This window comes from Janthinobacterium sp. SUN073 (assembly GCF_030397665.1).
Classification (GTDB): domain Bacteria; phylum Pseudomonadota; class Gammaproteobacteria; order Burkholderiales; family Burkholderiaceae_D; genus Janthinobacterium.
The window spans coordinates 92,039-109,191 of sequence record NZ_JAPUBT010000012.1; the positions used below are offsets into that span (position 1 = coordinate 92,039).

Here is a 17,153-nt window from a genome sequence, read left to right on the forward strand (position 1 = left end):
CGGGCCATCCCACCCCGCTATTTGCTGCGCATGCTTTATGCACCCCTTATAATGGTTCCTTTTGCCAATCACACGCCAAATCATGGAATTAGCCAAGTCTTTCGAGCCCGCCGACATTGAACAATTCTGGCGCACCGAGTGGGAACAGCGCGGTTACTTTACCGCCACCCTCGATGCCGGAAAACCTTCCTTCAGCATCCAGTTGCCGCCGCCGAACGTCACCGGCACCCTGCACATGGGCCATGCGTTCAACCAGACCATCATGGATGGCCTGACACGCTACCACCGCATGCTGGGCCACAACACGGCCTGGATTCCCGGCACCGACCACGCGGGCATCGCCACGCAAATCGTCGTGCAACGCCAGCTGGACGCGCAAAAGATTTCACGGCATGACCTGGGCCGCGAGAAGTTCGTGGAAAAAGTATGGGAATGGAAAGAAAAATCCGGTTCCATCATCACCGGCCAGATGCGCCGCCTGGGCGCCTCGGCCGACTGGCAGCGCGAATACTTCACGATGGACGAGCCGCGCTCGAAAGTCGTCACCGACGTCTTCGTGCGCCTGTTCGAGCAAGGCCTGATCTACCGCGGCAAGCGCCTGGTGAACTGGGACCCCGTGCTGGGCACGGCTGTGTCCGACCTGGAAGTGGTGTCCGAGGAAGAAGACGGCTCCATGTGGTACATCAAGTACCCGCTGGTCGACGGCAGCGGTTTCCTGACGGTGGCCACCACGCGTCCTGAAACCATGCTGGGCGACGTGGCCGTGGCCGTCGATCCGACGGACGAGCGCTACGCAGCGCTGGTGGGCAAGATGCTCAAACTGCCGCTGACCGACCGCGAAATCCCCATCATCGCCGACGAATACGTCGACAAGGAATTCGGCACCGGTTGCGTCAAGATTACCCCGGCGCACGACATGAACGATTACGCCGTGGGCCAACGCCACAAGCTGGCGCAAATCGTCATCCTGACCCTGGACGCGAAGATCACCGACGACGCGCCGGCAGCCTACCGCGGCATGGACCGCTTCGCCGCGCGCAAGCAAATCGTCGCCGACCTCGACGCGCAAGGCTTGCTGGAACAGGTCAAACCGCACAAGCTGATGGTGCCGCGCGGCGACCGCACGGGCGTCGTCATCGAGCCGATGCTGACGGACCAGTGGTTCGTCGCCATGAGCAAACCGGCCCCGGAAGGCACGTTCTTCCCCGGCAAGTCGATCGCGGAAACGGCGCTGGACAAGGTTGCCAATGGCGAAATCAAGTTCGTGCCGGAAAACTGGAGCACCACCTACAACCAGTGGCTCAACAACATCCAGGACTGGTGCATCTCGCGCCAGTTGTGGTGGGGCCATCAAATTCCGGCGTGGTACGACGACGCGGGCAATATCTTCGTTGCCAAGACCGAAGCGGAAGCCATCGCCAAGGCCCTGGCCGCCGGCAGCACGGGCCCGTTGAAGCGCGACGACGACGTGCTCGACACGTGGTTCTCGTCAGCCCTGGTGCCGTTCTCGACCATGGGTTGGCCGGAAGAAACGCCGGACATGAAGGCGTTCCTGCCGTCGTCCGTGCTGGTGACGGGTTTCGACATCATCTTTTTCTGGGTCGCGCGCATGGTCATGATGACGGCGCACTTCACGGGCAAGGTGCCGTTTGAAACCGTCTACGTGCACGGCCTGGTACGCGATTCGACGGGGCAGAAAATGTCCAAGTCGAAGGGCAACACGCTGGACCCGATCGACCTGATCGACGGCATCGACCTGGAAGGCTTGATCGTCAAGCGCACCACGGGCCTGATGAACCCGCGCGACGCGGAAAAGATTACCAAGGCAACGCGCAAGGAATTCCCGGACGGCATTTCGGCCTACGGCACGGACGCCGTGCGCTTCACCATGGCCAGCTATGCCTCGCTGGGCCGCAACATCAATTTCGACCTGGGCCGCTGCGAAGGCTACCGCAACTTCTGCAACAAGATGTGGAATGCCACCCGTTTCGTCATGATGAATACGGAAGGCAAGGATTGCTCGCCGAACGAGGCCGACCTGTCGCAAGCGGACAAGTGGATCATCTCCTTGCTGCAACGCGCTGAACTGGACGTGGCCAAGGGCTTTGAAGACTTCCGTTTCGACAATATCGCCGCCACCATCTACAAATTCGTCTGGGACGAGTATTGCGACTGGTATCTGGAAGTAGCCAAGGTACAAGTCCAGCAAGGCACGGAAGGCCAGCAGCGCGCCACCCGCCACACCCTGCTGCGCGTGCTGGAAGTGGTGCTGCGCCTGGCCCATCCGATCATTCCCTTCGTCACGGAAGCGCTGTGGCAAACGGTAGCGCCGCTGGCCGGCAAGACCCTGAAGGCGGAAGGTGATTCGATCATGATGCAGCCGTATCCGATCGCCAACACCGACAAGATCGACGAGTCGGCCGAAGCGTGGATGCAGCAGCTGAAAGCCTTGACGGACGCGACGCGCAACCTGCGCGGCGAAATGCAGATCTCGCCTTCCGTGCGCGTGCCGCTGATCGTCGAAGCGGGCAATGCCACGGAAAAAGCCGCGCTGGCCTCGTACGCACCGTACATCCAGTCGCTGGGCAAGCTGGCCGAGATGCAGATCGTCGATGCGCTGCCGGACTCGCCTGCGGCTGTCGCCATCGTCGGCACCACCAAGCTGATGCTGAAAGTGGAAATCGACGTGGCCGCCGAACGCGAGCGCCTGGGCAAGGAAATCGCCCGTATCGAAGCGGAAATTGCCAAAGTAAATAGCAAATTAGGCAATGAAAGCTTCGTCGCGCGCGCCCCGGCCGCCATCGTTGCGCAAGAAAACGAGCGTTTGCTCAGTTTTTCGGCCACAATTGAAAAATTGCGCGAACAGTTTGCTAAACTAGCCAGCGCATAAGGCAAGTTTGGAAGGATTGCGCGGCCGTCCCAGTGACGCCGCGCAGTACCGCTGGTCTTGCCTTGGTATATAACTGTTCGTGCCCCGATCAAAAAAACCATTGGAGACTGGCAATGCATACACTATTCAAAACAAGCATCACAGCAAGCATCATGGTGGCCGCCCTGGCCATCGCCGGCAGCGCCACCGCGCGCGACGATAACCACACCCCCGTGGGCACGTGGAAAACCATCGACGACGCCAGCGGCAAGCCGAAATCGCTCGTCGTCATCACGGAAAACAACGGCGTCTTGCAAGGCAAGATCGACAAGCTGTTCCGCGGCCCGAATGAAGATCAAAATCCCAAGTGCGACAAGTGCACGGGCGCCAACAAGGACCAGCCCATCATCGGCCTGGTCATCCTGTCCGGCCTGAAATATGACGGCAAGGAATGGACGGGCGGCGAAATCACGGACCCGGCCACCGGCAAGGTCTACAAGAGCAAGGCCGAACTGACGGAAGGCGGCACCAAGCTGCAAGTGCGCGGCTATGTCGGCGTGCCGATGTTTGGCCGCTCGCAGACCTGGGTGCGCGAAGAGTAATCAACGCACGCCCTGCCCTGATGAAGCCGGCCCTGCGCCGGCTTTTTTGCGTCGTCTTCCCGCATACGCCGTTGTTTTTCAGGCCGAATCGTTCCTTTTTGAACAGTTTTCCAATTGCTGACAAGCTAAGCGCGCCAGCGCACATACCTCCAGTTTCCTAAATGAAATAGTGCATGCCTGTGACGCCATCGCCCTGTAGCGAAGGGCGGCATGGCTCTGCCGGATGACCTCATCCGCGGATGCCCGGCAGTGACTGCCATGCACAAAGGAACACACATGAATCTCTTCAAACGATATCTGAACCCACTGCTCGTCTCGGCAGGGCTGCTGGCCATGGCCGCCCTGGCCGGTTGCGGCGGCGGCGACCAGGGACGCGATCCCATCCTCGGCTTGCCGGCTGCCACCTTGTCCAGCCTGGCCGTCACGCCAGCCACGGCGACGGTCGCCATCGGCGCCGGCCAGCAATTCACGGCCATCGCCACGTATAGCGACGGTTCCGCGCAAGACGTCAGCGCCAAGGCGGCCTGGACGTCGGCCACGCCGGCCAGCGCGACCGTCAATGCCGCCACGGGCTTGAGCACCGGCATTGCTGCCGGCAACAGCAACATCAGCGCCGCGTTCGGCGGCAAGAGCGCCAGCGCCGTGCTGACCGTCAACCCGGCCACCTTGCTGGCTATCGCCGTCACGCCGCAGAACCCCATCGTGCCCGTCGCTGCGACGCGCCAGCTGGCAGTGCTGGCCACGTATTCGGACGGCAGCAGCGTCAACGTCACGAGCGGCAGCAGCTTCGTTTCAGTCACGCCCGCCTCGGTCACCGTCGCCAGCGGTGGCCTCGTCACCGGCGCTGCCTTTGGTAGCAGCGTCATGAATGCCAGCTTCAACGGCAAGACGGCCAGCACCACCGTCACCGTCCCTGCCGCCACCATCGTCAGCATCGCCGTCACGCCCACCACCGCCAGCATCGCTGTCGGTGCTCAGCAGCAATTCGTTGCCACCGCAACGTATTCGGACAATTCGAAGGCCATCGTCACGGCCGGTGCCAGCTGGACCTCGGGCACCGTCGCCAATGCCACGGTATTGAACACGGGCGTGGCCACCGGCATCGCCGTCGGCACCAGCAACATCACGGCCACGGCCGGCGGCCAGTCGGGCAGCGCGCTGCTGACTGTCACGGCAGTGGCCATCCCGCCCGTGCTGAACCCGATCATCCTGGGCCGCGCGGCGCCATTCGGCGTGCTGGCCGGCACCTCGATCACGAACAATTCGGGCGGCACCACCCTGATCACGGGCGACGTCGGTGCACCTTCGCAGACCACTGATCCGACCCAGGCGGCTGGTTTTACCAACTACAAATCGGGTGCCATCCTGGCCGGCGCCATGACGGACCTGCAAGCGGCGATCACGGACGGCAATAGCCGGACCTGCGACGTCAGCTTTGCCGGCGGCATCGACCTCGGTGGCCAAACCTTCGGCCCCGGCGTGTATTGCTATGCGGGCGCCATCAGTATCACGGGCACCCTGACCTTGAACGGTCCCGGCGTGTACATCTTCCGCACGGCATTGACCCTGGATTCGACTGTCAACTCCATCGTCGCCCTGAACAATGGCGCCACAGCCGACAACGTCAGCTGGCTGCCCGTCGGCCCCACCACCCTGGCCGCGAACAGCGTCTTCAAGGGCAATATCCTGGGCCAGTCGGCCGCCATCACGGTGGGCGACAACACGACCCTGCTCAATGGCCGCGTGCTGACGGCCGCTGCCGTTACCCTGCGCAACAACCAGATCACCAAATAAACGGGACATGACCATGACGATCGCACACACACTGGGCGCCCTGAGCGTGATGACGGCTTCCCTGCTGGCAGCGCAAGCGGCGCAGGCGCAGGACAACACTTTCATCAACCCGGACTGGGCCAACAGCGCCTGGTACATCGGCGCGGGCGTGGGCCAGTCGCGCGCCAATATCGACGAACCGCGCCTGCGCGCCAGCCTGGCCGCCAACGGCGAGACCGTCACCGGTTTTACCAAGGACCAGCGCGACACGGGCTATAAATTGTTTGTTGGCCGGCAACTGAACCAGTATTTCGCCGTGGAAGCCGGTTACTTTGACCTGGGCAAGTTCGATTTCAAGTCGAGCACCAGCGGCAATGGCGTGCTCAACGGTGAAGCGGGTTTTCGCGGCGTGAACCTGGACTTGCTGGGCCAGCTGCCGCTGTCGCAGCGCCTGTCCTTGCTGGGCCGGGTCGGCATGCATTACACCAAGACCAACACGGAATTCAGCGGCAACCGCCTGCTGGGTTCAACCAATACGCATGCCAGCGAGCGCAAACTCAACGCCAAGCTGGGCCTGGGCCTGGAATACAAGTTCAGCGAAGCGCTGGCCCTGCGCGGCGAAGTCGAGCGTTATCGCCTGAACGACGCCGTCGGCAACCGCGGCGATGCGGACCTGTATTCCGTCAGCCTCGTGTATAAATTGGGCCGCCCGGCCAGCGCCACGCCCGCCTACCAGCCGGCGCCCGAAGTCGCCCCTGTCGTCGCCATGCCGGCGCCCGTCGTCGTGGCCGCACCGGCACCGGCACCCGTGGCGGAAAAAGTGTCGTTTGCGTCGGAAGCGCTGTTTGACTTCGATCAATCGACGCTCAAGCCGCAAGGCAAGGCAGCACTGGACCAATTACTGGGCCAGTTGACCGGCATGGACCTGGAAGTCATCGTCACGGTCGGCCATACGGATGCCGTCGGTTCCGACGCCTACAACCAGAAGCTGTCGCAGCGCCGCGCCGAAGCCGTCAAGGCCTATCTGGTGACGCAAGGCGTGGAAACGAACCGCGTCTACACGGAAGGCAAGGGAGAAACGCAGCCCGTGGCCGACAACACGAGTGCCGCCGGGCGCGCCAAGAACCGCCGCGTGACGGTGGAAGTGGTGGGCACGAGAAAAGTCATGCGCTAAGCTGCATGCACACGTAAAAAACCGGCTTGCGCCGGTTTTTTTTCGTCCACAGGTTATTGCGCTGGCGCCGGCTTGCGGTGATGCTTGCTCAGATGCCGGTCCAGGCTGTTGGCGAACTGCTGCCGGTCGGATTGGCTGAAGGCAGCGGGGCCGCCCGTATCGACGCCGCCGCTGCGCAATTCTTCCATGAAGGCGCGCATCGTCAGTTGCTGGGCGATATTGTCCTTCGTGTAAAACTCGCCGCGCGGATTCAAGGCATAGCCGCCCTTGGTCAAGACATCGGCGGCCAGCGGAATGTCGCCCGTGATGACCAGGTCGCCGGGATTCAACAGCCGCACGATTTCCTGGTCGGCCACGTCGGCGCCGGACGGCACTTGCACGGTACGGATAAAGCGCGACGGCGGCACGCGCAAGCCCTGGTTCGCCACCAGGGTGAGCGGCAACTCCAGGCGGTCGGCCACGCGGTACAGAATTTCCTTGATGACGACGGGACAGGCATCGGCGTCGATCCAGATTTGCATACCCTCTTGCGCCATCACAGTTCCCACGCTTCGCCGCCGGGACCGATGCGCGGCGCGCTGACGCCGAAGTGCAGGTAGGCGGCCGGCGTGGCGACACGGCCACGCGGCGTGCGCTGCAAGAAACCTTGCTGTATCAGGTATGGTTCCAGCACGTCTTCGATGGTATCGGCCGCTTCGCCGATGGCCGCCGCCAAATTGCCGATGCCGACGGGGCCGCCGCCGAACTTGAACAGCACGGCTTCGAGCAGCTTGCGGTCCATCACGTCGAAGCCGGCGGAATCGACGTCGAGCATGGCCAGTGCGCGGTCGGCCACCACCTTGGTGATCTCACCATTGCTTTTGACTTCCGCGAAATCGCGCACGCGGCGCAGCAGGCGGTTGGCGATGCGCGGCGTGCCGCGCGCGCGCTGGGCGATCTCGTGCGCGCCCTCCGGATCGATCGGCGCTTTCAGCAAGGCGGCGCTGCGCGTGACGATCTTCGTCAATTCGCTCGTGTTATAAAACTCCAGCCGCGCGACGATGCCGAAGCGGTCGCGCAGCGGATTGGTCAGCATGCCGGCGCGCGTGGTGGCGCCGACCAAGGTAAACGGTTGCAGATCGAGTTTCACGGAACGGGCGGCCGGGCCTTCGCCGATCATGATATCTATTTGATAATCCTCAAGCGCCGGATACAGAATCTCTTCCACCACAGGCGACAGCCGGTGGATTTCATCGATGAACAGGACGTCGTTCGCTTCCAGGTTCGTCAGGATCGCCGCCAGGTCTCCCGGGCGCTCCAGCACGGGGCCGGAGGTCTGGCGCAGATTGACGCCCATTTCGCGCGCGATGATGTGCGCCAGCGTCGTCTTGCCCAGGCCCGGCGGGCCGAACAGCAAGGTATGATCGAGGGCTTCCTTGCGCTGGCGCGCGGCCGTGATGAAGATTTCCAGCTGGTCGCGGATCTTTTCCTGTCCCACATACTCGTCGAGTTGCTTCGGGCGCAAGGCCCGTTCGATGGCCTCTTCGTTATGCGAGATGGGCGCCGCGTCGATGATGCGCTGCTCCGTGAAGATATCGGTCTGGATGCTCATGCGTTATCAACCTTTCGACAGCGCTTTCAGCGCCAGTTTGATGCCGTCCGACACGCCACTGCTGGCCGGCACGTTTTTCACGGCCGCCATTGCTTCCTTGTCCGAGTAACCCAGCGCCAGCAGGGCATTGAGGATATCGGACTGCGCATCGGGCGCAGCGTGTGCGCCAAGCGGGCCGAGATCCGCACCGATCTTGCCCTTCAGTTCCAGCAGCAGGCGTTCGGCCGTCTTCTTGCCGATGCCGGGCACTCTGACCAGGCGGCCCGAATCCTGCAAGGTGATCGCTTGCGCCAGGTCGGCAATCGTCATGCCGGACAGAATGGACAAGGCCATGCGCGCGCCCACGCCAGTGATCTTGATCAACTGGCGGAACACGGCCCGCTCGGCCGCATTGCCGAAGCCAAACAGCAGATGCGCATCTTCGCGGATGGCCTGGTGCGTGAACAGCACGACTTTTTCGCCCACGTGGGGCAAGTTGTAAAAAGTGCTCATAGGCACGTCGACTTCATAGCCGACGCCCTGGCAATCGACCAGCAATTGTGGCGGATTTTTTTCAAGCAAAATACCGGAGAGACGGCCTATCATCGCGTGTTCCTAATGTTAAATTTGAGAGTGATTATCCAACTAAACGGCCGCGTTTCATGCGCAGACCCTGCAGTTGCGGCGCCAGCGCGCCGAGCATGGCCAGCGCATCGATGCTGTTGGCGTGGCAAATGGCCACGCCCAGCGCATCGGCCGCATCCGTGCCGGGCAAGCCGGGCAGTGACAGCAGCCGCGCCACCATCTCCTGCACCTGCTCCTTGGCCGCCTTGCCATGGCCCGTGACGGCCTGTTTCACTTGCAGCGCCGTATATTCGGCCACCGACAGGTCGGCGTGGACCAGCGCGCAAATGGCCGCGCCGCGCGCCTGGCCCAGCAGCAAGGTCGATTGGGGATTGACGTTGACAAACACTTTTTCGATGGCGGCGCAGTCGGGATGATAGGTGCCGACGATTTCGCTCACGCCCTGCAGGATGATCTTCAGGCGCGGCGGCAATTGTCCTTCGGAACCCGTCTTGACGGTCCCCGACGCGATATAGCGCAGCTTGTTGCCGTGTTTTTCAATGACCCCAAAGCCGGTCGTGCGCAGGCCAGGATCGATGCCAAGAATAATCATCGCCAGATTCTATAATGAATACGGCAGGCACCGGTGAATAACCGGTGCCTGCCGTTTAAGTTACCGCTCGCTTGGGGTCGGACCCGACGGGTCGGACCCCAGCCTTCATTAATGACGGAAGTGACGCGTGCCCGTGTACAGCATGACCACGCCGCGCTCGTCCGCCGCATCGATCACTTCCTGGTCGCGCATGGAGCCGCCCGGGTGGATCACGCAAGTAGCGCCCGCATCGACGACGACGTCGAGGCCGTCGCGGAACGGGAAGAAGGCGTCCGACGCCACCACGGAACCGGTCAGCGACAGGCCAGCGTTTTGCGCCTTGATCGAGGCGATGCGGGCCGAGTCGATACGGCTCATCTGGCCAGCGCCCACGCCCAGGGTCATGTTATTGCCGCAGAAGACGATGGCGTTCGACTTGACGAATTTCGCCACTTTCCAGGCGAACATCAGGTCGGACAATTGCTGCGGTGTAGGCTGCAGCTTGCTGACCACGCGCAAGTCGCCGATACCGACGTTTTTCGCGTCCGGCGATTGCACCAGCAAGCCACCACCGACGCGCTTGAAGTCCATGGCGTTGACGCCGCTGCCCAGCGGGATTTCCAGCATGCGCACGTTTTGCTTGCTCGACAGAATCTGTTTCGCTTCGGCGGAGAACGATGGGGCGATCAGCACTTCGACGAACAGCTTGGCGATTTCGCCGGCGGTAGCTCCGTCCAGTTCGGTATTAAACGCGATGATGCCGCCAAACGCGGAGGTCGGGTCCGTCTGCAGCGCGCGCGCGTACGCTTCGGCCGCATTCTTGCCCAGGGCGACGCCGCATGGGTTCGCATGCTTGACGATGACGCAGGCGGCGCTTTGCTCGAAACCGCCCAAGCTCTTCACGCATTCCCAGGCCGCATCGGCATCGGCGATGTTGTTGTACGACAATTCCTTGCCTTGCAGCTGGCGGTAGTTGGCCAGCGCGCCATCGATGGTGACCAGGTCACGGTAGAAGGCGGCGCTCTGGTGTGGATTCTCACCGTAGCGCATGTCTTGCACTTTTTCAAATGCAACATTCAACACTTGCGGATAAGCGCCGCGCTCGGCGTGCACTTTCGTCGGGCCCAGGCTGGTCAGGTAGTTGGTGATGGCGCCATCGTATTGCGCCGTGTGCGCAAAGACTTTTTTCGCCAGCATGAATTTGGTGTCGTAGCTGACCGTGCCGGCCGTGCCGTCGGCCGAGCGCAGCTCCGCCAGCACGGCGTCGTAGTCGGTCGGATCGCAAATGACGACCACGTCCTTGTGGTTCTTGGCCGCCGAACGCAGCATGGTCGGGCCGCCGATATCGATGTTTTCGATCGCGTCTTCCAAGGTGCAATCGGCCTTGGCGACCGTGCCCTGGAACGGGTACAGGTTGACCACCACCATGTCGATGGTCGGCATGTCGTGCTCGACCAGTTTCGACATGTGCTCAGGGAAATCGCGGCGCGCCAGAATACCGCCGTGCACTTTCGGGTGCAGGGTCTTCACACGGCCATCGAGCATCTCCGGGAAACCCGTGTAATCGGCAACTTCCGTGACGGGAACACCGTTGTCTGCCAGCAATTTGGCGGTGCCGCCGGTGGACAGGAGGTTGACGCCGAGGGCGGACAGGGCACGGGCGAATTCGAGAACGCCGGTCTTGTCGGAAACGGAGAGGAGAGCTTGTTTGATCATGGCTGTGGCTAGGTGGTTAAGTGTTCTTGGCGAATGGCACCGCTCGGTCATCTGACCGAAGCGGCGGCGGATTCAAATCTTGGCGTCACTTGCATGCCGGCATTACAGCAAACCGTGCTCCTGCAATTTCTTGCGCAGGGTATTGCGGTTGATGCCCAGCATCTGCGCGGCGTGCGACTGGTTGCCATCGGCGCGTGTCATCACGACTTCCAGGATGGGCTTTTCCACGGTCAGCACGACCATGTCATAGATATTCGACGCTTGCTGTTCGCCCAGGTCATTGAAGTAATCTTCTAGACTTTTCTGTACGACTTCCTGAATGCTTTCTTTGCTCATTTTTATGCTTCAACCGGCTGAACACCTGGCCATCCGGCGCCGCGCCGCTCATGCGGTCCGCGTGCTGCCCTCTAGCCTCGGTGTTGTAATTAATATTGCATGACGCTCTGTATATAGGCGCTCGCCCTTGTACTGCCGCTAACTGATTTACCCTGCTTGTTGCTATCTGCTCATGCTGCCGTGGCCGTAGGTTTGATCACATCGATCAGGCCACTTTCACTGGATTCGGAGAGGCGGTATTGTAACCGTTCGCCAAATTTCCATTGCGACTCAAAAAATTGATCCACGGCCAGCAATTGCGCGTCCGTCGACTCCAGCAAGTTCATTTGTTGTCGGAATGCCTCGCCGCCTTCCAGATCCTTGACATACCAGCCGATGTGCTTGCGCGCCGTGCGCACGCCGAGAAATTCGCCATAAAACGCGTAATGGGCGCGCAAATGCTCGTCCATCAGGGTGCGCACTTCATCCACGTACGGCGCCGGCAGCAAGGTGCCGGTGCGCAGGAAATGCTCGATCTCGCGGCAAATCCACGGCCGGCCCTGCGCCGCGCGGCCGATCATGACGGCATCGGCGCCCGTTTGATCGAGCACAAAGCGGGCCTTTTCCGGGCTGGTAATGTCGCCGTTGGCCACGACGGGGATGCCCACCGAGGCTTTCACGGCGGCAATGGTTTCATATTCGGCATCGCCCTTGTAGCCATCGGCGCGCGTGCGCCCGTGCAAGGTCAGCATCTGGATGCCGGCCTGCTCGGCGATGCGGGCGATGGTCAGTGCATTCTTGTTTTCGCGGTTCCAGCCCGTGCGAAATTTCAGGGTGACGGGCACGTCGACGGCATTGACGACGGCGTGCAGTATCTTTTCGACCAGGCTTTCATCTTGCAACAGGGCCGAACCGCACCAACTGTTGCACACCTTCTTCACGGGGCAACCCATGTTGATGTCGATGATCTGCGCGCCCCGGTCTACGTTGAACCTGGCGCAATCGGCCAGGTCTTGCGGATCGGCGCCGGCGATCTGCACGGCTTTCGGCTCCATTTCGCCGTCGTGGTCCGTGCGGCGTGCGCTTTTTTCCGTTGCCCACAGGCGCGGATTCGACGCCGCCATCTCCGACACGGCGTAGCCGGCACCCAGCTGCTTGCACAACTGGCGGAAAGGCCGATCCGTCACGCCCGCCATGGGAGCGACGAAAACGTTGTTGCGCAGAATGTGAGGGCCGATTTGCACTGAAGAACCTGGAATGGACGGAGTAACCTGCTATTTTAACCGATTCCCTGCCTAATTAATAAGCACTATTTTTCGATCAGTGCGCCAGAGTGGCGCCGGCCAGCCCCTAGCCCAGCTCGTCCATCGCGGGTGCGCTCAGGTGTTCGATATTTCCCCAGTGCACCAAATGCAGCTTGCCGTCCGCATACGAAAAACGGTTGATGCTGGCATTCTTGACCTGGAAGTCGCGCGGACTGTCGAGCGTCATGCCGACCGCCTCACGGTAGGCGCATTCGAGCACGCCGCCATGCGCGACGATGGCGATCGTCTGGCCGTCATAGCGTTCGGCCCAGCGGGCAATGGCGCCATTCGCGCGCGCATAGAACTGGCGGAAGCTCTCCGCGTCGCGCTCGCCGGACGGCATCACGGCGTCGATCTGGCGCGATTGCCATTGCGCATACTCGTGCGGATAGCGCGCGGCAATGTCGGCATACAGCAAGCCTTCGAAGGCGCCATAGCAGCGTTCGCGCAGCAAGGGGTCCGTCTGCACGGGCAAGTCTTTCACGTCGGCCACGGCTTGCGCCGTTTGCTGCGCGCGTTGCAGATCGCTGGCGAGGATGGCGGCCAGCGGCTCATCGGCCAGCGCCTGCCCCAGCGCGCAAGCTTGCGCCAGGCCCGCCTCGTTCAGGGCGATGTCGATATGGCCCTGCAGGCGGCGGCCCGCATTCCAGGCCGTTTCGCCATGGCGTATCAATAAGATCGTGGTGCTCATGCGTTATTTCTTCAGGGTAAGTGCCAACTCGGGATTGAGCGAATAGGCGACGACGAGCTGGGCTTCGTCGAGGATGTGGCCGTAGAGCGCGGCATGGGCTTGCTGCCCCGTAAAACGCTCGGGCAAGATCAATTGCGGCACGTCGAGCGCATACAGGCGGAAAATGTAATGATGGATGCGCTCGTCATTCCACGGCGGGCACGGGCCATCATAGCCGTAGTAATCGCCGGCCATGGCGGCATCGCCGGCAAACCAGCCCGTGTAGTCGTTGATGCCCTGGCGCAACCCGGTAGCAGTCCCGGCGGCCTTGCCGCGCGGCGTGATGCCGCTGGAAAATTCACCGGCGGCAATCGAACGCATGGCCGGCGGCAAGTCGAGCAAGCTCCAGTGATAAAAATCGCCGCGCGGCGCCGTCAACGGCAGGCATTGATCGTCGCGGTTGACCAGGCTGGCGTCTTGCGGCGCATCGGGGTCGATGCAGAACAGGGCCAGCGACTCGGTGCCGTTCGGCACCTCGTCCCAGGCCAGATGGGGATTGCGGTTGCCGGCGAGGCGCACGCGGCTGGCCGGATCGATCTCGGCAAAGGCATATTCGGCCGGCATCAGGCCGCCATCACGAAACGTCTCGCTCCACAATTTCATCGCTTGCTCCCCTTTATCGTTATTGCTTTGCATTTACTTGCAGCCAGAACGTGACGGGCCCGTCATTCGTCAGCGACACCTGCATGTCGGCGCCAAACTGTCCCGTTTGCACGCTCGCATGGCGGTGGCGCGCCTGCTCCACGAAATGCGTGAACAGGCGCAAGCCGTCCTGCGGCGCGGCTGCCGGCGTGAACGACGGACGCGTGCCGGACTTGGTATCGGCCGCCAGCGTAAACTGGGGCACCAGCAGCAAGCCGCCGGCCACGTCCGTCACGCTGCGGTTCATCTTGCCCGCTTCGTCGGCAAACACGCGATAGCCGAGCAGCTTGGTCAGCAAGGCGTCCGCCTCCTTCTCCGTATCGCCCCGCTCGGCGCACACGAGCACCATCAGGCCGGCATCGATGGCGCCGATGGTGGCGCCGGCGACATCGACTTTCGCCTGCGTAACGCGTTGCAGCAGCGCGATCATGCCGCCAGGGTGACGCGCGCAAATTTGCGCTTGCCAACTTGCAACACGAATTCGCCTGCCGCCACTTGCAGCGCCTTGTCGCTGATGACGGTGCCGTCGATGCGCACGCCGCCCTGCTCGATCATGCGCATGGCTTCCGACGTGGATGGGCACAGGCCAGCCTGTTTGAGCAATTGCGGGATGCCCAGCGGCGCGCCAGCCAGGCTCACTTCGGGGATGTCGTCGGGAATGCCGCCCTTCGAACGGTTGACGAAGTCGGCCAGCGCATCTTCCGCTGCTTGCTGCGAATGGAAACGGGCGACAATTTCTTGCGCCAGGGCAACCTTGGCATCGCGCGGATTGCGCCCGCCTTCCACTTCGCTCTTCAGCTGCGCCAGTTCGGCGATCGAGCGCCACGACAGCAGCTCGTAGTAGCGCCACATCATGACGTCGGAAATGCTCATCAGCTTGGCGAACATGGTGTTGCCCGGTTCCGTGATGCCGATGTAGTTATTCTTCGACTTGGACATTTTTTCCACGCCATCCAAACCTTCCAGCAGCGGCATGGTCAAAATACACTGCTGCTCCTGTCCATACTGCTTTTGCAGTTCGCGGCCCACCAGCAGGTTGAACTTCTGGTCCGTGCCACCCAGTTCCAGGTCCGATTTCAGGGCCACCGAGTCGTAGCCCTGCATCAGCGGGTACAGGAATTCATGTACGGAAATAGGAATGCCGCCCTGGAAGCGCTTGGTGAAGTCGTCGCGCTCGATCATGCGCGCCACCGTGTAGTGGGAAGCGAGCTGGATGATGCCGCGCGCGCCCAGCGGATCGCACCACTCGGAGTTATAGCGGATTTCAGTCTTGCTGGCGTCCAACACTAAAGATGCTTGCGCGAAATACGTCATCGCGTTAATCTCGATCTGTTCCTTGGTCAGCGGCGGGCGCGTGACGTTGCGGCCCGACGGGTCGCCGATCATGGAAGTGAAGTCGCCGATGAGGAAAATGACTTGATGGCCCAGGTTTTGCAACTGGCGCATCTTGTTCAGCACGACAGTGTGGCCCAGATGCAAGTCGGGTGCAGTCGGGTCCAGGCCCAGTTTGATGCGCAGTGGAACACCGGTTTTCTCGGAGCGTGCTAATTTTTGCGCAAATTCGCTTTCGATCAAGAGTTCGTCGACGCCACGCTTGGTAATCGCGAGGGCTTCTTGTACTCTGTCCGACAGTGGAAGTGCGGTCTGAGCGGCGTTAGCCTTGGCAGGCGATGCGGTGGTGTTGATTTCCATAAAATTTGACTGTAGATCTCAAAATGGTAGTAGGTTTGCGGAGTTTGCTATAATGCTCGATCCCATCAATCTTGCCGTATGAAAACGAACCAAAATAACAATAACAAAGAGCATTAGTTCAGGTCACGTTCAAGGGCAAATTTTAACTGATTGCATGAACCCTATACATAAAATCACAGGCTCACGCTTGTACACACAGCTGACGACGACACGCAAGGCACGCATTATCGGCGCGTCGGCAGTGCTGCTCGCCGTTGCCGCCTTCGGCGCGGTCGCTGTGTCGCCCATGGCACCCGACGCATCCGACTTGCCGGTCACGTCCATCGCCCAGAACCTGGAAATGCCTGATCTCGCCTCGCAAATTTCCGCGATGGAACAGGTAGACCAGAATTTCACCCACGAAGAAAAAGTCCGCGCCGGCGATACCCTCGCCACCCTGCTGACCCGTCTCGGCGTGGATGATCCGGCGGCCGCCAATTTCATCAAAACCGACAAGATCGCGCGCGGCGTGATGTTGCTGAAATCGGGCAAGCGCGTGCAAGCGCAAACGACCGAAAACGGCGACCTCAACTGGATGCGCGCCACCCTCGTCGATGGCACGGACAAATCGGTCAAGAACATCCTGATCACCCGCAAGGGCGACAAGTTCGTGGCCACGGAAGTGGCAGCCCAGCTGGAACGCCGCGTTGAAATGCACGCGCGCAAGATTACCTCCACCCTGTTCGCCGCCACTGACTCCAGCCTGGACGGCACCCGCCTGCCAGACTCGATTTCCGCGCAAATCGTGGAAATGTTCTCCACCAATATCGACTTCCGCTCCGACCTGAAACGCGGCGACGCATTCAATGTCGTCTACGAAACGTTCTGGCAAGATGGCGAATTTGTCCGAGCGGGCCGCATCCTGGCCGGTGAATTCACCAACCGCGGCACGACTTACCAGTCCGTTTGGTTCGAAGACCCAGCCAGCAAGCAAGGCGGCGGTTACTACAGTTTCGACGGCAAGTCCCTCAAAAAAGCCTTCCTGAAATCCCCCCTCGAATTCTCCCGCATCTCGTCCGGCTTCTCCATGCGCGTGCATCCGATTTCCGGCAACTGGAAAGCGCACAAGGGCATCGATTTCGCCGCAGCAACGGGCACCCCTATCCGCGCCTCGGGCGACGGCGTGGTCGATTCCGTCGGCAGCCAAAACGGCTACGGCAATGTTGTTGTCCTGAAACACTGGGCCAACTACACCACGGCCTACGCCCACATGAGCCGCTTCGCTTCGGGCTTGAAAAAAGGTCAAAAAGTCAGCCAGGGCGATGTGATTGGCTATGTCGGCACCACCGGCTGGTCCACGGGCGCCCATTTGCACTATGAGTTCCGCGTCGGCGGCGTGGCACAAGATCCAAGCAAGCTGAATGTACAAGCCCAGGCGCCGCTGACGGCATCCGAGCTGAGCCGCTTCCGCATGGTCTCGGCCGACATGATGCACCGCTTCACCCTGCTGCGTCCGAACGACACGGCATTGGCGTCGCGCTAAGCAACACTGCCTTCGGGCAATAGTCAAAGGCACCGCCCATGCAGATGGCCGGTGCCTTTATTTTATGTGCACAGGAAAATGCGGCACA

Annotated in this window: 16 protein-coding genes; 5 read left to right on the forward strand and 11 right to left on the reverse strand. The window is 61.5% G+C overall.

All coding sequences use genetic code 11. The features are described from left to right. Window positions 1–82: 82 nt before the first annotated feature. The 4 genes from O0882_RS24750 to O0882_RS24765 all read left to right on the forward strand — a co-directional run bounded on the left by O0882_RS24750 (window position 83) and on the right by O0882_RS24765 (window position 6,418). Window positions 83–2,890 carry a valine--tRNA ligase gene (locus O0882_RS24750; RefSeq protein WP_289952335.1) on the forward strand — a complete coding sequence of 936 codons (2,808 nt, stop codon included), beginning with the start codon at window positions 83–85 and terminating at the stop codon, window positions 2,888–2,890. A gap of 113 nt (window positions 2,891–3,003) precedes the next feature. After that, window positions 3,004–3,471, forward strand: a complete 468-nt coding sequence (locus O0882_RS24755; protein WP_289952336.1) for a DUF2147 domain-containing protein — start codon at window positions 3,004–3,006, stop codon at window positions 3,469–3,471. Between the two features lie 276 nt (window positions 3,472–3,747). Beyond that, window positions 3,748–5,265: an ice-binding family protein gene (locus tag O0882_RS24760; protein WP_289952337.1), complete on the forward strand. Its 1,518-nt coding sequence runs from the start codon at window positions 3,748–3,750 to the stop codon at window positions 5,263–5,265. Between the two features lie 13 nt (window positions 5,266–5,278). Beyond that, window positions 5,279–6,418: an OmpA family protein gene (locus tag O0882_RS24765; protein WP_289952338.1), complete on the forward strand. Its 1,140-nt coding sequence runs from the start codon at window positions 5,279–5,281 to the stop codon at window positions 6,416–6,418. 53 nt (window positions 6,419–6,471) lie between these two features. Here the strand turns inward: O0882_RS24765 and O0882_RS24770 are convergent, their stop codons facing one another. From O0882_RS24770 to tyrS, 11 genes are all read right to left on the reverse strand, one after another. Continuing rightward, complete coding sequence (locus O0882_RS24770; RefSeq protein ID WP_102123182.1) at window positions 6,472–6,939, reverse strand: YaiI/YqxD family protein; 468 nt, start codon at window positions 6,937–6,939, stop codon at window positions 6,472–6,474. Between the two features lie 14 nt (window positions 6,940–6,953). Further along, window positions 6,954–8,009, reverse strand: coding sequence for a Holliday junction branch migration DNA helicase RuvB (ruvB, locus tag O0882_RS24775; RefSeq protein ID WP_071079481.1), 1,056 nt, complete (start codon window positions 8,007–8,009; stop codon window positions 6,954–6,956). A 6-nt stretch (window positions 8,010–8,015) separates the two neighbouring features. Beyond that, a complete protein-coding gene (ruvA, locus tag O0882_RS24780; protein ID WP_071079482.1) occupies window positions 8,016–8,594 on the reverse strand; it encodes a Holliday junction branch migration protein RuvA in 579 nt (192 codons plus the stop codon). 31 nt (window positions 8,595–8,625) lie between these two features. After that, window positions 8,626–9,165 (reverse strand): crossover junction endodeoxyribonuclease RuvC, encoded by a 540-nt coding sequence (ruvC, locus tag O0882_RS24785; RefSeq protein WP_289952339.1) that lies wholly within the window; start codon window positions 9,163–9,165, stop codon window positions 8,626–8,628. A gap of 108 nt (window positions 9,166–9,273) precedes the next feature. Continuing rightward, a complete protein-coding gene (gene purH, locus O0882_RS24790) occupies window positions 9,274–10,860 on the reverse strand; it encodes a bifunctional phosphoribosylaminoimidazolecarboxamide formyltransferase/IMP cyclohydrolase (protein WP_102123178.1) in 1,587 nt (528 codons plus the stop codon). A gap of 102 nt (window positions 10,861–10,962) precedes the next feature. After that, window positions 10,963–11,196: a helix-turn-helix domain-containing protein gene (locus tag O0882_RS24795; protein WP_008445162.1), complete on the reverse strand. Its 234-nt coding sequence runs from the start codon at window positions 11,194–11,196 to the stop codon at window positions 10,963–10,965. A gap of 170 nt (window positions 11,197–11,366) precedes the next feature. Next, complete coding sequence (dusB, locus tag O0882_RS24800; RefSeq protein ID WP_289952340.1) at window positions 11,367–12,419, reverse strand: tRNA dihydrouridine synthase DusB; 1,053 nt, start codon at window positions 12,417–12,419, stop codon at window positions 11,367–11,369. Between the two features lie 106 nt (window positions 12,420–12,525). Further along, the gene (locus O0882_RS24805; RefSeq protein ID WP_289952341.1) at window positions 12,526–13,170 is read right to left on the reverse strand and encodes a histidine phosphatase family protein; all 645 of its coding nucleotides are present in this window, start codon (window positions 13,168–13,170) and stop codon (window positions 12,526–12,528) included. A gap of 3 nt (window positions 13,171–13,173) precedes the next feature. Next, window positions 13,174–13,812 (reverse strand): YbhB/YbcL family Raf kinase inhibitor-like protein, encoded by a 639-nt coding sequence (locus tag O0882_RS24810; protein WP_289952342.1) that lies wholly within the window; start codon window positions 13,810–13,812, stop codon window positions 13,174–13,176. A 19-nt stretch (window positions 13,813–13,831) separates the two neighbouring features. Then, window positions 13,832–14,281, reverse strand: a complete 450-nt coding sequence (gene dtd, locus O0882_RS24815; RefSeq protein ID WP_141171706.1) for a D-aminoacyl-tRNA deacylase — start codon at window positions 14,279–14,281, stop codon at window positions 13,832–13,834. Then, entirely contained in the window at window positions 14,278–15,543 is a 1,266-nt protein-coding gene (tyrS, locus tag O0882_RS24820; protein WP_289952343.1) for a tyrosine--tRNA ligase, read from the reverse strand. Before tyrS ends, dtd begins: the two co-directional genes overlap by 4 nt. A gap of 154 nt (window positions 15,544–15,697) precedes the next feature. On the opposite strand from tyrS, the gene O0882_RS24825 reads away from it, so the two are divergent. Beyond that, on the forward strand, window positions 15,698–17,065 hold the full coding sequence (locus tag O0882_RS24825; RefSeq protein ID WP_289952344.1) for a M23 family metallopeptidase: 1,368 nt from the start codon (window positions 15,698–15,700) through the stop codon (window positions 17,063–17,065). Window positions 17,066–17,153 lie beyond the last annotated feature (88 nt).

Bases quoted from the DNA above. Each gene is read 5' to 3' on its own strand.
- O0882_RS24750 (WP_289952335.1), top strand. From the start codon at position 83: ATGGAATTAGCCAAGTCTTTCGAGCCCGCCGACATTGAACAATTCTGG.
- O0882_RS24755 (WP_289952336.1), top strand. From the start codon at position 3,004: ATGCATACACTATTCAAAACAAGCATCACAGCAAGCATCATGGTGGCC.
- O0882_RS24760 (WP_289952337.1), top strand. From the start codon at position 3,748: ATGAATCTCTTCAAACGATATCTGAACCCACTGCTCGTCTCGGCAGGG.
- O0882_RS24765 (WP_289952338.1), top strand. From the start codon at position 5,279: ATGACGATCGCACACACACTGGGCGCCCTGAGCGTGATGACGGCTTCC.
- O0882_RS24770 (WP_102123182.1), bottom strand. From the start codon at position 6,939: ATGCAAATCTGGATCGACGCCGATGCCTGTCCCGTCGTCATCAAGGAA.
- ruvB (WP_071079481.1), bottom strand. From the start codon at position 8,009: ATGAGCATCCAGACCGATATCTTCACGGAGCAGCGCATCATCGACGCG.
- ruvA (WP_071079482.1), bottom strand. From the start codon at position 8,594: ATGATAGGCCGTCTCTCCGGTATTTTGCTTGAAAAAAATCCGCCACAA.
- ruvC (WP_289952339.1), bottom strand. From the start codon at position 9,165: ATGATTATTCTTGGCATCGATCCTGGCCTGCGCACGACCGGCTTTGGG.
- purH (WP_102123178.1), bottom strand. From the start codon at position 10,860: ATGATCAAACAAGCTCTCCTCTCCGTTTCCGACAAGACCGGCGTTCTC.
- O0882_RS24795 (WP_008445162.1), bottom strand. From the start codon at position 11,196: ATGAGCAAAGAAAGCATTCAGGAAGTCGTACAGAAAAGTCTAGAAGAT.
- O0882_RS24805 (WP_289952341.1), bottom strand. From the start codon at position 13,170: ATGAGCACCACGATCTTATTGATACGCCATGGCGAAACGGCCTGGAAT.
- O0882_RS24810 (WP_289952342.1), bottom strand. From the start codon at position 13,812: ATGAAATTGTGGAGCGAGACGTTTCGTGATGGCGGCCTGATGCCGGCC.
- dtd (WP_141171706.1), bottom strand. From the start codon at position 14,281: ATGATCGCGCTGCTGCAACGCGTTACGCAGGCGAAAGTCGATGTCGCC.
- tyrS (WP_289952343.1), bottom strand. From the start codon at position 15,543: ATGGAAATCAACACCACCGCATCGCCTGCCAAGGCTAACGCCGCTCAG.
- O0882_RS24825 (WP_289952344.1), top strand. From the start codon at position 15,698: ATGAACCCTATACATAAAATCACAGGCTCACGCTTGTACACACAGCTG.